The 12,639-nt window shown below is 64.9% G+C and carries 12 protein-coding genes and 2 tRNA genes; 11 read left to right on the top strand and 3 right to left on the bottom strand.

All coding sequences use genetic code 11. The features are described 5' to 3' along the window. Positions 1-7: 7 nt before the first annotated feature. Together B2747_RS09830 and B2747_RS09825 are read right to left on the bottom strand one after the other, a co-directional pair. A complete protein-coding gene (locus B2747_RS09830) occupies positions 8-1,915 on the bottom strand; it encodes a DEAD/DEAH box helicase (RefSeq protein WP_291159815.1) in 1,908 nt (635 codons plus the stop codon). Then, positions 1,908-2,702 carry a hypothetical protein gene (locus B2747_RS09825; RefSeq protein ID WP_291159813.1) on the bottom strand — a complete coding sequence of 265 codons (795 nt, stop codon included), beginning with the start codon at positions 2,700-2,702 and terminating at the stop codon, positions 1,908-1,910. The genes B2747_RS09830 and B2747_RS09825 overlap by 8 nt, the downstream gene beginning before the upstream one ends. A gap of 351 nt (positions 2,703-3,053) precedes the next feature. Here B2747_RS09825 and B2747_RS09820 point away from each other — a divergent pair, with 351 nt between their 5' ends. The 5 genes from B2747_RS09820 to B2747_RS09800 all read left to right on the top strand — a co-directional run bounded on the left by B2747_RS09820 (position 3,054) and on the right by B2747_RS09800 (position 5,652). Further along, complete coding sequence (locus tag B2747_RS09820) at positions 3,054-3,287, top strand: hypothetical protein (RefSeq protein WP_291159811.1); 234 nt, start codon at positions 3,054-3,056, stop codon at positions 3,285-3,287. Between the two features lie 221 nt (positions 3,288-3,508). After that, positions 3,509-3,595 (top strand) — tRNA-Ser (locus B2747_RS09815). Between the two features lie 74 nt (positions 3,596-3,669). Next, positions 3,670-3,756, top strand: a tRNA-Ser gene (locus tag B2747_RS09810). Positions 3,757-3,952: 196 nt separating this feature from the next. Further along, on the top strand, positions 3,953-4,882 hold the full coding sequence (gene dprA, locus B2747_RS09805) for a DNA-processing protein DprA (RefSeq protein WP_291159809.1): 930 nt from the start codon (positions 3,953-3,955) through the stop codon (positions 4,880-4,882). Continuing rightward, complete coding sequence (locus B2747_RS09800; protein ID WP_291159808.1) at positions 4,879-5,652, top strand: hypothetical protein; 774 nt, start codon at positions 4,879-4,881, stop codon at positions 5,650-5,652. The genes dprA and B2747_RS09800 overlap by 4 nt, the downstream gene beginning before the upstream one ends. On the opposite strand, the gene trxA is transcribed toward B2747_RS09800, so the two are convergent. Then, positions 5,649-6,488 carry a thioredoxin gene (trxA, locus tag B2747_RS09795; protein ID WP_291159807.1) on the bottom strand — a complete coding sequence of 280 codons (840 nt, stop codon included), beginning with the start codon at positions 6,486-6,488 and terminating at the stop codon, positions 5,649-5,651. The two genes, B2747_RS09800 and trxA, sit on opposite strands and share 4 nt — an antisense overlap. Before the next feature lie 36 nt (positions 6,489-6,524). Here trxA and B2747_RS09790 point away from each other — a divergent pair, with 36 nt between their 5' ends. The 6 genes from B2747_RS09790 (at position 6,525) to pyrR (ending at position 12,637) form a co-directional block, all read left to right on the top strand. Then, a complete protein-coding gene (locus B2747_RS09790; RefSeq protein ID WP_291159805.1) occupies positions 6,525-8,132 on the top strand; it encodes a M28 family metallopeptidase in 1,608 nt (535 codons plus the stop codon). A gap of 207 nt (positions 8,133-8,339) precedes the next feature. Next, positions 8,340-8,747: a hypothetical protein gene (locus tag B2747_RS09785; protein ID WP_291159804.1), complete on the top strand. Its 408-nt coding sequence runs from the start codon at positions 8,340-8,342 to the stop codon at positions 8,745-8,747. Positions 8,748-8,810: 63 nt separating this feature from the next. Continuing rightward, complete coding sequence (locus B2747_RS09780) at positions 8,811-10,028, top strand: ATP-grasp domain-containing protein (RefSeq protein WP_291159802.1); 1,218 nt, start codon at positions 8,811-8,813, stop codon at positions 10,026-10,028. 58 nt (positions 10,029-10,086) lie between these two features. Next, entirely contained in the window at positions 10,087-11,325 is a 1,239-nt protein-coding gene (locus B2747_RS09775; RefSeq protein WP_291159800.1) for an ATP-grasp domain-containing protein, read from the top strand. Between the two features lie 234 nt (positions 11,326-11,559). Continuing rightward, a complete protein-coding gene (locus B2747_RS09770; protein ID WP_291159798.1) occupies positions 11,560-12,036 on the top strand; it encodes a hypothetical protein in 477 nt (158 codons plus the stop codon). Positions 12,037-12,085: 49 nt separating this feature from the next. Continuing rightward, positions 12,086-12,637 (top strand): bifunctional pyr operon transcriptional regulator/uracil phosphoribosyltransferase PyrR, encoded by a 552-nt coding sequence (gene pyrR, locus B2747_RS09765; protein WP_291159796.1) that lies wholly within the window; start codon positions 12,086-12,088, stop codon positions 12,635-12,637. Positions 12,638-12,639: the final 2 nt, after the last annotated feature.

Raw genomic sequence — 12,639 nt, 5'->3', positions numbered from 1 at the left:
CGGTTTTTCAGCACCCTGCTAAGGCTCGCCAAGCCGCCTCCTCCTCGTTCAGTCTGACTTCTCTCGGCTTCAAATGCTGCGAGAAACTTCGAACGCAACTGCCGCACGCGGTTGTGCTTTGAACGAACACTAGGGTCTTCATTCCCGCGGCGACGGAACCCGCGGCGATCGCTGTGCTGACGTGATTTCCATTCGGCGTCAAGTACCAACTCGAGGGACCGGAACTGGTGCCCAACGGCTCCTCTGTCTCGAGGAGAGTTCGCAAGGCGTAGTCCTCGGACGCCCGCGTACTCCACGTCTGACGGAGGCCGAAGAATCCGAGCGGCTTCGCGGTCAACTCGCGCATAATCTTCGCCGGAACAGACTTCTGCTTCGGATTCGCTAGTCTTGCCTTCCCGAGCTCATCGCGAAGCGCGTCTAGCCGAGCAGCCTCGTAAACTACGCAGCCTCGCGCTTGTCGCGTCGGCTTCCACGCGAGATCAAGAATCAAGCATTCTCGACCAGTGATTTCCCCGATCCATCCGGCCAATTCGCTGGCATTTTCCATCATCGCCGACATGAGCAACAGATCAGCGGTGGGCGCGGTGAGCGTCAGGTTGAGGAGGCACAGCATCGAGTCAAGGCCACGCCGACTTCGATCGCCTGGACGGGCGTGAAGCAGATGGCACTCGTCGAACACAATGAGTCCGAGATTCGCGAATGCCTCCGGCTGCATCGCGAGAAGGGCGAGGCAGCGCTCTGGTGTTGTGACGACGACGTCGCGCTGCGCATTGATGGAAGAGAGTGTCACGTCATCATCGGTGTCGCCGAATACCGTGGCACTCTTGAATGTCTTCTGCAACGCCTTCACCGTCTGCGAAACGAGCGCATGTGTCGGCGCAAGGAATACGACCTGCTCACCTGATATAAGGGCCGCCGCGATCTTGAGTTCTGCGAGCGTGGACTTTCCTCCGCCTGTCGGAAAGCTGATCACCGCGGAGCGACCCCGCTCCAGGAAGCCTTCTTGAATCGCCTCTTTGTGGTTACGCCAGAGAAATGGACGAGACAGCGCCATTCGCTGGGTAATCTGGTTCCACGCTGCGGCATCGATGCCGCTTGGTGCCGGCAGGTGCGAAAGCGCGGAACCACTCAGGTCGCGATCAGCCGCAATCAACAGATTTGCCACATGCAACGGTCCGGAAAAAACACTATAGCCTGACAGCCCGTCCCCGAGCGCATCGTTCAACTCTTCGATGCACAGGTCCTTCACCTGTTGGAAGATCCCCCGTGCTGTGCTCCCGGTCGCGGTGTCCTCCGGGCGTTGCAGTTGATCTGCAAGCGCCCGTACACCCTGGAGCAACAGATACTGCAACGCTTCCAGCGCCCGCTCGGTTGACGTCGAGGCCGTCCTTTCGGGAACGGGCTCGGCGACGATCTCGCGCAATCTTCCACCGGCCAGCGCCTTGATGGCGGACAGCAATCCTCGTTCGACAAGCGTGGAATCCGGCGAGTTTGAAGTGATATTCTTTGACGCCTCCGCCGCGTCCGGGTAGGCCTCTGCAATCAAAAACAAAAGGGAAGAGCTGACCTCGGCGCTCACCGTGGTGGCCGTGATGCGGCTCGCCTCGCGCACACCGCTGCGTGCTAGGCGACGCGTCTGGTGGGCGGTCCCCGCAACAAATGCCGCCGCAGCTCGGTTGTCTCGATCCGGCAATTGAGCCACCAGGACCTCATGCGTCGCAGCAAGGCGCGTTAGCAAAGAAACGGTCGCGTCGATCTCCGCCCCGGCAGTATCTGGCGCGCCTGTTCGAAGCCGAATGCGCGCCGCGACCACCGTGGCGAATGCGTCCGTAAGCAGTTGGGGGAGGGCATCCAAGTCGATACCATCGAGCGCCGGCGCCTGTCGAATGAGCGCGACGGTTTCCTGATCAAACACGTTCAGGCATCTCCCGTATGACCGCGATCACTTTCTGCGCGAACTCGTGCATCCAAGGCCGAAGTTCGGGCACTAGCAAGGTCTCTGCACCGCGTCGCGTAATGTCGCCGGGCGCCTGCTCCGAATAGCCCTTGAACAGCCTCTTGCGCTTCGCTTCGGTCATGTGCGTCGAGTCAACGGTGATCGCGACTCGATAGCGCCTCACGTTGTTCCAGACGATCTGCCGAACGGCCGCATCGACGTCCAATCCTGGAAGCGTCTTCAGCTGAGCTTCAAGCAGCGAGCTAATCTCCTGCGTGAGCTCATTGGTGCGCCCGCCCTGCTCAAGTCTTTCAATGCCCGGCCAGACATCCTCCCGGATTGTCTTCCGCGGGTTGTCAGTCGCTTTGTCCTCGAAGATGGTGACCGCTGTTACGGCGCCGACGTCGTTCAGTTCGAGCTTGAGTCCGTCGAAGCCCTTGTGAGCCTTGATCAGATGCGGGGCGCGAATCGCGACGCCTTCAGCGCTGTAGGCCGCAATCCATGAAATCGCTTGGAAGAGCCATCCATCGCGATGCCACGGTTCTTCGCCAGCGTTGACAGTCAACAGGGTGATCGCGTCGGCTTTTGCCGCCTGATCCACTGAGGCGGCAGACGCATCTTGGCTAGCGAGGATTCGCGCTACGTGTCGACACTGTCCTACAGCAATTCGCGCGACGTACTCGGCGAGTAGTGCGTCGTCCGCAATCGCCCATTCCGAACCCTGGCAAAGATTCGGCACGACAATGCCGTTGAGCGTGAGGGGCATGAGTCACTGGACATCAAGTGATGTAGCGATGCAAGGACCAAACCGACCAGCAAGCACTGAAACATAGGACGGCTCTACTTGGTGCACTACCGATGCGGTCATCACGGTCGCGAAGGATGGCGTAGCCACTCAAGTGACTTGGGTGAAGGAGCACGTGCTGCCGGTATCTCCTCTACGTGACCCCTCGCTCGCGGCCGAAGTTCACAGCTGTCCGAGATCCTTGCCAACGTTTGGTCTCGGCGCATCTTCCCACGAGGTGGTCATCGGTGGCCGCCTCGGTCGGGATGGGTGGCCCCAGAGAGCCCCCCGGCGAGATCACGATGGCGTCGAACTCGCAGGGAGAGACGGTCGATGGACGAAAGGCGAGAGGGCAGGGCCCCGATCGAGCCACAGCAGCGGGCTGATGATGAGCTCTCCCTTGAGGAGCTCTTCGAGAAGGCCACGGCCGATCAGGTCGAAATGAACCGGCGGCTCGACACCATGACTCCCGAGGAGCGTGAGCGTTCGGAAGCCCAGCGTCTTGAGGACGAGTTCCGATTGGCGGACGATTCGCGCTTCGACGACTCGCTGGATCCGCCGTACTGACGGCGCGCCTGCTAGGCCGATATGGGGCGCCGTCCGCGTGGGTGCCTCGGCGGCGATCCGGCGTACCGAAAACGGCGAGGTGAACGCTTGAAGTGGCTACCTCTGCCGATTATCTATCGATGCTCTGGGAGGGCGCGTCCGGCTGCCTGAGTTCGGCGAACGACGCAGTTGCGCAACCAATGCACAACAACGAGATCATTTTTGTGATCTATCCTCTCTCAGGACAGGTGGCCGAGTGGTTGAAGGCACCGGTCTCGAAAACCGGCATACCGGCAACGGTATCGTGAGTTCGAATCTCACCCTGTCCGCTTGAAGTCGCAGTTGCAGTTTCCGTTGCGCAGCGCGCCGCCGTGGCCTACCGCGGCGGCGCGTTGCACTTCTTGGATGGGTGGCCGAGTGGTTTAAGGCGCACGCCTGGAAAGCGTGTTGGCGTTAACGCGTCTCGGGGGTTCGAATCCCCCCCCATCCGCTATCGTTTGTATCCCCGCGGTGGCCAATTTCGGCCGCCGCGGGGTTGTTCTTTTGTGGCATTCGAAATGGTGAGAGCGCTCGAAATCGGCACCTCCTACACGCAGGGTCTACTTGCGGTCTTGGGGCAGAATTAGGTAGCTTCGGTATATGTTCGGTACTCACGCCACCCAGAGCTGTGCCGCATGTTTTTGGAGATGTCAGATCTCGCACTGCAACCCGGCAACCTCCACGACGAGCGTGTAGCCCTCGTCGCGTTGTTGTTGGGAGGCGCCGTACCGAAGGCGCATCTCGCGGCCATGGTGGAGCACGCGGGTAGCGCCATCGCGATCTTGGCACACAGCTACCGCAGTTCGGCGGCGCAGGCGGCTCTCTTTGAGTCGAATCCCGATCCACTCATCGAGCGCGCCTTACGTGAGGTGGACAGTTGGGACGATCTGCCGTACGCCGCATGGACGGTGCTCGATGAGGAGTATCCTTCGCTTCTCAGAACGGTGCACAATCGTCCGCCGCTACTGTTTGTCGAGGGCAACGCCGACCTGATGGAACTGACTGGCGTGTCCATTGTCGGTACGCGCCAGGCGACTGATGCCGGTCTCCGTCGGGCCACCAAGTTGGCAAAAGAGTTGGGGCGTCGTGGACTGGTGATCGTATCCGGCTTGGCGGCCGGCATCGATACGGCCGCGCACACGGCGGCTCTCGATGTCGGGGCCCGTACCATTGCGGTAGTCGGCACCGGCTTGCAGCGCACCTATCCCAAGGCCAACACCTTCCTCGCTCGTCGCATCGTCAATGAGGGTGGGGCGCTCGTGTCGCAGTTCCTCCCGGCGTCTCCCCCCACCCAGTCGAGTTTTCCGCAGCGCAATGTCACCATGTCCGGCCTCAGTGTTGCAACGGTAGTGGTTGAGGCGTCTGCGACGTCCGGTGCGCGTATGCAGGCGCGGTCCGCGTTGCAGCACGGGCGAACGGTGTTTCTCCTCCGCTCGCTCGTTGATCAACATGAGTGGGCGCAAGCCATGGTGGACCAAGGAATCGATGGGGCCAAGGCATACGTGCTGTCCGACACCGATGATTTGGTCAGCCGCATGGATCCGGCATACACGCCGCAAGCCTTCCAGGTCGCGTGAGTGGCGCGCACCCCTACGCGTCTATCGACGACGCGATTCAGGTGGTGCAGAACGAAGCGAAGGCCGTACCGACCATCGGTCATCCGATGGTCGGTCCCTATTGTTTCGGGTCGAAGGATCCGACTTATGCGCAGTGTTTCGGGTGCCTACAGCTGCATAAGTCCGGCGTCCCCTTCGGCCTTCTCAATCGCGTGGTGCCCATCTCAATGGCACCAGACCCTGGGACATGGTACGGTCGAATGCAGCGATACAAGGGAGCGAGTCCGGATGACATGTACTTGCTTGCTGCAGCGCTGTTCTCAGCCATGCTCGCCTTCAGCAAGCCGATAGAACACGCGCTCGGTGGTGCAATTGATGCCATTTGCGTCACGCCTTCCACACGCGGCATACTCGTTGAAGATCAGCGTCTCTGGAAGAGTGTGAGCCTGGTGAGCTCGTATCTCCCGCCACTCAAGCCGCTCTTGCGCGCTGCCCCCGGGCAGAAGAAGCCGAGGAATGCGATTAACCCATCCCTCTTTGCAGCAGAGCCTTCAGAGGTGGAAGGGCGCCGCATCGTGTTGATTGAAGACACCTGGGTCACCGGATCGGGCGCGATGTCCGGTGCCCACAGTCTCATGGTCGGTGGAGCCGCTGCGGTGCTGGTACTCCCCATTGCGCGACGACTCGAGGTCGGCAGCATCAAACAATTCAATCGCCAGCCCTATCTTGATCTCGTCAACGATGGTGCGTGGCAGTCTGACCGTTTGCTGTGGCCAAGGCCCTTGGCCTAGAACAACACCGCCGCCATCCGCCGCCGCGCCCCGCGCACCAACTCCTCGTCGTCCACGAGCTGCAGCACCTCCACCAGTGCATCCCGCGCGCTGGTCGCCTCGCCGCCCTTCTGCGCCCGCACGGCCTCCAGCAGCACATCCACCGCGCGCGCCACATCACCGCCAAGCGCGAGGCGCACGCCCAGCAACACCGCCGCCTCCGCATCCTCCGGCGTCTGCTCCACACGCGCCGCCAGGGCCGCCAGGTCCAGCGCATGCACCACCCGCGCGCGCAATGCAATGCGCGCCCTGAGCCGCTGCGCCGCCGCGTCGCCGTACAACTCGGCCGGCAAACCCTCCAGCACCCGCAGCGCCTCCGTGTCCTGCTCCACCGCCAGCAGGGCCTCGGCCAGGGTCAGTTGCAGGTCGCCCCGCGTGGGTGACTCGGCCACCGCCGCACGCAGCTCGCTCACCCGCGTGGCCGGGTCGGCTGACCACTCGCGCGACGCGCGCTTGGGATGCACACCATGCTGCGCCAGAAACTTGCGGATCTGCCCCTCGGGCAGGGCCCCCGGGAAACCGGCCACCGGCTTGCCCCCCACGTACAGCGACACCGTGGGAATGCTGCGGATCTGAAACCGCGCGGCCAGGGCCTGCTCACGGTCGGTGTCCACCTTGGCCAGTACAAAGCCGCCGGCGTACTCCTCGGTCAGGCGTTCCAGTATGGGGCCCAGCGCCCGGCAGGGGCCGCACCAGGTGGCCCAGAAATCCACCAGCACCGGCACCGTGTGCGACTGCTGTACCACGACGTCGTCAAAGGTCGCGGTGGTGACATCAAGAATGGCAGCGTGCGACATACCAGCAAGTTAGCCAATCCCGTCGTAGAATGGGGCATGCGCCCCTCCCACGCAGCAACCCGTCGCCGTACCGTCAGGCTCGCAGTCTCCCTGCTGGCCGCCGCCCTCGCCAACCCGCAGGCGCTTGCCGCGCAAAACACGGCGGCTAGGTCCACCGCGAAACCGGCCGCATCACAAAGCCTGCCCGCCGCGCTCAATCGCATCCGCGAAGCCGACATCAAGCGCGAACTCTATGCGCTGGCCGGTGACGCCATGCGCGGCCGCGAGGCCGGCACACCCGACGAACTGCGCGCCTCGGCCTGGATTGTCGACCGGCTGCGCGAAATCGGCGTCACGCCCATGGGGCAGGACGGCACCTACTACCAGTGGTTCAACATGACACGCACGCGCGTGTCCACCGTGTCCAGCTTCGCACGGCTGAACAACGACACACTGGCCGTGTGGCGTGACTTCATCCCGCTGGGCAATCGCGGGCTGGATGTGTCGGGCCCCGTGCTCTGGCTCGACAATGCCAACGACAGCACGGTCAATGTGCAGGGCCGTGTAGTGGCGGTGCCCGTCATCACGCCCAACCGCGCGTCCATTCGCACGACCGTCAACAGCGAGGACGTGCGCTATGCCAATGCCGCCCTTTCTGCCACGCAGCAGCGCTTCGCCCGCCGCGGCGCCCTCGCGCTCATTCTCGTGGCCGACAGCATCACCAATGCGGCCTTTGACGGCCTGGCCAGCCTGCGCCTGCGCGGCACCTACGATGTGAATGACGCGGCGCCGCGCTTTGCCGGTCAGCCGCGCTATCTCGCGCCGCTGCCACCCGTGCTGAATGTCACCACGCCCGTCAACGGCACACCGCCCGCGTTTCTTGTGCGCAGCAGCCGCGCGCCGCTACTTCGCAATGCGCCACAAGGCAGCATCCAGGTGCGCCTCGAGCAATTCGAAACGCCCAGCGTGAACATCGTGGGTGTCATAGGCGGTACCGACCCCGTGCTGCGCAACGAGTACGTGCTGTACTCCGCGCATCAGGACCATGACGGCGTGCGCTACGTCATGGACGGCGACTCGGTTTGGGCCGGCGCCGATGACAACGCCACCGGCAGTGTGGCCCTGTTGGCCAGCGCGCGCGCCTTCATGGCGCAGAAGCCCAAGCGCTCGGTGTTGTTTGTGTATCATGGCGCCGAGGAGCGGGGGTTGCTGGGGTCGCGCTATCACGCCCAGCATCCGGTCGTTCCACTCAAGGACATTGTGGCCGTGCTCAACGGCGAGATGATGGGCCGCAACAGTCCCGACAGCGCCAGCCTGCTGGGCGTGCAGCCGCCGCATCGCAATTCCACCGATCTCGTGGAGCATGCGCTGCGTGCCAATGCGCTCACCGGCCGTTTTGCCCTCGACTCGCTCTGGGACCGACCCACGCACCCCGAGGGCTGGTACTTCCGCAGCGATCACGTGCCTTATGCGCGGCTCGACGTGCCCAGCGTCATGTACACCAGCAACTTGCACCCCGACTATCACACGCCGCGCGACAAGCCCGAGCGCATCGACTACGGCAAGCTCACGCGCATGACGCGATGGATGTATCTCACCGGCTGGTTCGTGGCCAACGCTCCGTCGCGGCCACGCATCGACCCGGGCTTCCGTCTCGAGCGCTAAGGCAGGCCAGACAACCGATCCGCCCCCGCATGGCTACGGCAGGGCACCCGCCGGCCGCACTCCACCCCGGCCCGCATGCCCTCCCGCGGAATGTGACCAGACGCACTGATTGCGCGACGGGGGCACAAAACGCATTTTCCCCGGTACGAAACCACGCGCCGACGGGGATTTCGTCCCGCCGCGCGTCACCAACTCGGAGGAGCACAGATGCAGCACTTCACGCGCCGCCTGCTGGTACCGGCGTTGATCGTCTCGGCCATCACCGCCTCGGCCACCGCCGCTGGCGCCTTTGTGGGCCAGCCCAAGCCCGCCGTGTCCGCCGAAGGCGAGCGCACCCCGCAGGGCGCGCGCCTCACGATCAAGGGAAAGAACTGGCCCGCCGGGGCACGCATCAAGCTTACCGGTACCCGCGCGCCGGGCGCCAACGGCACGCAGGACTTCGGCATGGCCGACGTGACCGACAAGGGTGAGTTCAACTTCCGCAAGACCGTGCAGTGCAGCACCAACCGCATGGACGACGCCGAGAACAACCCGGTGACGATCACGGCCGCCGACTCGGCCACGGGTGTCAAGGCCACGGCGCGAATTGATGGCGCGCCCTGGGTTTGCCAGTAAGTTCGTCGTCACGCACGTCGTTTCTCACCGACTGACCATCACCTGCAGCACATCGGGGGCGCCATGAACGTGATTTTCGTGGCGCCCCGTTTTTCGCCCGCCGCCTCGCAGATGATCGAGGCGGCGTTGTCGTTGGGCCATGTCAGACTCTGCGTCGTGGCCCAGGAGCCGCTCGAGGCGCTGCCGGCATCCATGGCCCAGCGGCTCGCCGGCCATTGGCGCGTGGACGATGTCACCGACACCGCGCAGCTCGAATGGGCGGTGCAATCCCTCGCGCAGCGTCACGGCGCCATTGCCCGCTGCTTTGCCGCCTTCGAGCAGGCACAGGGGCCGCTGGCCCGGGTGCGCGAACGTCTCGGCATTCCCGGCCTGCCGTCCAGCGCCGCCGCCAACTTCCGCGACAAGGCGCAGATGAAGACCGTGCTGCGCGCAGCGGGCATTCCCGTGGCGCGGCATCGCGTGCTGCATTCACTGCAGGACGCCCAGGCGTTCGTGCGCGAGGTGGGTTATCCCATTGTCGTCAAGCCGCCGGCCGGTGCCGGCGCCCGCGCCACCGAGCGGCTGGAAAACGATGAGGCCCTGCATCGCGCCATGCAGCGTCATGCGCCTTCGCCGCATGATCCCATGCTGGCCGAGGAATTTCTGCGCGGCGTGGAGCACTCGCTCGAAACCGTCACGCTGGGCGGCACGCCGCTCTGGCACTCCATCACACGCTACGCGCCCACGCCACTCGAGGTGCTGGAGCATCCGTGGATTCAGTGGACGGTGCTGCTGCCGCGTGAGCACGACGATCCGGCCTACGACGACATTCGCCACGTGGGCGACCGTGCGCTCAAGGCGCTGGGCATGACCACCGGCGTGTCGCACTGCGAGTGGTTCCGCCGCCCCGATGGCACCCTGGCCATCAGCGAGATTGCCGCGCGCCCGCCCGGTGCGCAGATGACCACCATGATCTCGCGTGCACACAACTTTGATTTTGTGCGCGCCTGGATGACGCTCATGATCGACGGCACCTTTGCCGCGCCGCCGCGTCAGTTTGCCGTGGGCACCGCGTATCTGCGCGGGCAGGGCCAGGGCCGGGTGGTGGGCATCGAGGGGCTCGACGTCATGCAGCGTGAGCTGGGCGAACTCGTCTGCGACGCGCACATTCCGAGCGTGGGGCAGGTGCCCAGTGGCAGTTACGAGGGCGAGGGCTTTGTCATGCTGCGTCATCCCGACACGCAGGTGGTGAGCAATGCGCTGCGCCGCGTGATCTCCACCGTGCGTGTGCATCTTGGCTAGCCCCAGTGACGCAATGCTCAGTCCCCTCGCTCAGGCTCTCTCCCATTCTGCTGCTGCCATGACCAACGTCGCTCCCCGCACCGTGCTCATGATCACGCCGGGCTATCCCGGCGAGATGCCGCTCTTCACGCGCGGCCTGTCGGTGCAGGGCGCCACCGTGCTGGGTGTGTCCAATGGGCCGGAGCACGAGCTGCCCGAGCTCGCGCGTCGTCACCTGAGTGGTTATCTGCAACTGCCGGAGCTCTTCACCAATCCCGCAGCAGCCATTCCGCAGTTGCAGCGCTGGCTGGGCACACGCACACTCGACCGCGTGTGCTGCCTGTGGGAGCCCGGGGTGGAGGTGGCCGCGCTCATTCGCGAGGCGCTGGGGGTGCCGGGCCAGTCGTACGAACAGGCGCTGCGCTTTCGGGACAAGGACCTCATGAAGCAGGCGCTCGCCGCCGGTGGTGTGCGCGTGCCGCATCATGCCGTGGCGCGCACCGCCACCGAGGTGCGCGAGGCAGCGGAGCAGGTGGGCTATCCGCTCATCATCAAGCCCATTGCCGGTGCAGGTTCGCAGGACACCTTCCGCTGCGACGACGCGCACGAAGTCGACAAGGCCATCGCGCAGCTCGGCCACATTGCCGTGGTCGACGTGGAAGAGTTCATCGACGGCGAGGAATTCACCTACGACACCATCTGCGCGCGTGGCCGCATCGAATACTTCCACATCGGCTACTATCGGCCACGGCCGCTCATTGCGCGCACCAACGAGTGGATCTCGCCGCAGACGCTGAGCTATCGCCTCGTGGACGACCCCTGGGTGGCCGAGGGCCGCGCCATGGGCGAGCAGGTCATCAAGGTGCTGGGCTACGACACCGGCTTCACGCACATGGAGTGGTACCGCAAGGCCGACGGCGAAGTGGTGTTTGGCGAAATTGCCGCCCGTCCGCCCGGCGCACGCACCGTCGACCTGATGAACTTTGCCAGCGACGTGGACCTCTTCGGTGGCTGGGCCGAGGCCGAGTTGTTCGGCACCTTCTCGCTGGACATCGAGCGCAAGTATCACGCGGCCTGCATCACCAAGCGGGCACACGGACAGGGGCGCATTCAGCGCATCGAGGGGCTCGATCGCATCAAGGCCAGGCTGGGCGACGCCATCTGCGCCATCGATCTGCTACCTCTTGGCAGCCCGCGTCGCGACTGGAAAAGCACCCTGCTGTCGGACGGATATGTGACACTGCGCCATCCGGACTGGGACACGACCAAGGCCATGGCCGACTTCGTGGGCACCGATCTGCACCTTTACGCCGGCTGAAGATCGGCCGGCGTGGTGCCGGCGCCGCTGTGGCGCCGAGGCCGCAGTGCTGCTGGCGGACCGCAACGGCTGGCGAGCGCGACCATAAGTTCACCAGGGTCAGGCTGTCCATTTCCCCTCTCAAAGCCTGTGTCAGCCTGCGGTTGACACCTGCGGCACGCCGCTTGCTCAGGATCACGCATGCCGGGCCGCCGAGGGGGTGGTCTGGCGCTGAACCTGTAGCCGGAACGGTCCATGTCCCCCATTCTCGACGAACCCGCGGTCGATCCCATTCGCAGCTACTTCTCGCAGCTGTGTGTGATGTTGACCGGTATTGCGTCCGGGGTGGTGGAGGCGCCGCTGCATGACGCCGACCAGACGCCGGCCTTCCACATGGGCCGTCGCGACGGCTACCACGTGGTGGTGGCCCACCTGGCCGCCAGCCGCTCGCTGCGTGAAGCGGCCGACAAGTGTGTGGCCTTTGGCCGGGGCGTGGAGGAGCGCGCCGACAGCCATCCCTACGGCCCCGAGTGGTCGCAGGGCTTTGCCCAGGCCACCATGGAGGCCGCGGCCGACATCGCCATGTATGCGGCCACCGAATACGTGCCGCCCGTGGACAAGGCCCGTCTGCGCGCGGCCCGCACCGCCGCCCGTCACCTCTCGCCGCTGAACGGCATGTTCCCGCCGCGGCCCATGCCGCCCGAGGGCAGCCGCTCGCACCACGAGTGGTAAGAGGCCCGCGAGCCAAGAAAGTCCGGTGGCAGGTGGTTACTTTTGGCGCATGCCCACCTCTGCCACCACCGTCCTCGATGCGCGCGCGGTTGACCGCACACTGCGCCGCATGGCGGACCAGATCGTTGAATTGAACGCCGGCACCGACGACCTCGTCATCGTCGGCATCCAGCGCCGCGGCGTGCAACTGGCCGACCGCATCGTGCGCATCATTGCCGCGCAGGAAGGCGTGGAAGTCGCCAGCGGCGCCCTCGACATCACGCTCTATCGCGACGACCTGCAGACCGTGGGGCCGCGCCCCGTGGTCGGACTCACCAAGCTGCCCTGGACGCTCGACGGCAAGCGCGTGGTCATTGTCGACGACGTGCTCTACACCGGTCGCACGGTGCGCGCGGCGCTCGATGAGCTGGCCGACTTTGGTCGCCCCTCGCGCATTGCGCTGGCGGTGCTGGTGGACCGCGGTGGCCGCGAGCTGCCCATTCACGCCGACGTGGTGGGGCGACGCATTGATGTCGCGCCCGGCCAGCGCGTGGACGTGATGGTGGAGGAGCTCGACGGCAAGGACCAGGTGGTGGTCGGGTCCAACGACGGGGAGCACTAAGC

It is taken from the genome of Gemmatimonas sp. UBA7669 (assembly GCF_002483225.1).
Lineage (GTDB): Bacteria > Gemmatimonadota > Gemmatimonadetes > Gemmatimonadales > Gemmatimonadaceae > Gemmatimonas.
Note: the sequence above shows the minus strand (reverse complement) of the source record. Positions and strands in the feature narration are given on the sequence as shown.

What these genes read in the sequence shown, in the direction of transcription:
- B2747_RS09825 (WP_291159813.1), bottom strand. Translation starts at nt 2,702, where the DNA reads ATGCCCCTCACGCTCAACGGCATTGTCGTGCCGAATCTTTGCCAGGGT.
- B2747_RS09820 (WP_291159811.1), top strand. Translation starts at nt 3,054, where the DNA reads ATGGACGAAAGGCGAGAGGGCAGGGCCCCGATCGAGCCACAGCAGCGG.
- dprA (WP_291159809.1), top strand. Translation starts at nt 3,953, where the DNA reads ATGTCAGATCTCGCACTGCAACCCGGCAACCTCCACGACGAGCGTGTA.
- trxA (WP_291159807.1), bottom strand. Translation starts at nt 6,488, where the DNA reads ATGTCGCACGCTGCCATTCTTGATGTCACCACCGCGACCTTTGACGAC.
- B2747_RS09790 (WP_291159805.1), top strand. Translation starts at nt 6,525, where the DNA reads ATGCGCCCCTCCCACGCAGCAACCCGTCGCCGTACCGTCAGGCTCGCA.
- B2747_RS09785 (WP_291159804.1), top strand. Translation starts at nt 8,340, where the DNA reads ATGCAGCACTTCACGCGCCGCCTGCTGGTACCGGCGTTGATCGTCTCG.
- B2747_RS09780 (WP_291159802.1), top strand. Translation starts at nt 8,811, where the DNA reads ATGAACGTGATTTTCGTGGCGCCCCGTTTTTCGCCCGCCGCCTCGCAG.
- B2747_RS09775 (WP_291159800.1), top strand. Translation starts at nt 10,087, where the DNA reads ATGACCAACGTCGCTCCCCGCACCGTGCTCATGATCACGCCGGGCTAT.
- B2747_RS09770 (WP_291159798.1), top strand. Translation starts at nt 11,560, where the DNA reads ATGTCCCCCATTCTCGACGAACCCGCGGTCGATCCCATTCGCAGCTAC.
- pyrR (WP_291159796.1), top strand. Translation starts at nt 12,086, where the DNA reads ATGCCCACCTCTGCCACCACCGTCCTCGATGCGCGCGCGGTTGACCGC.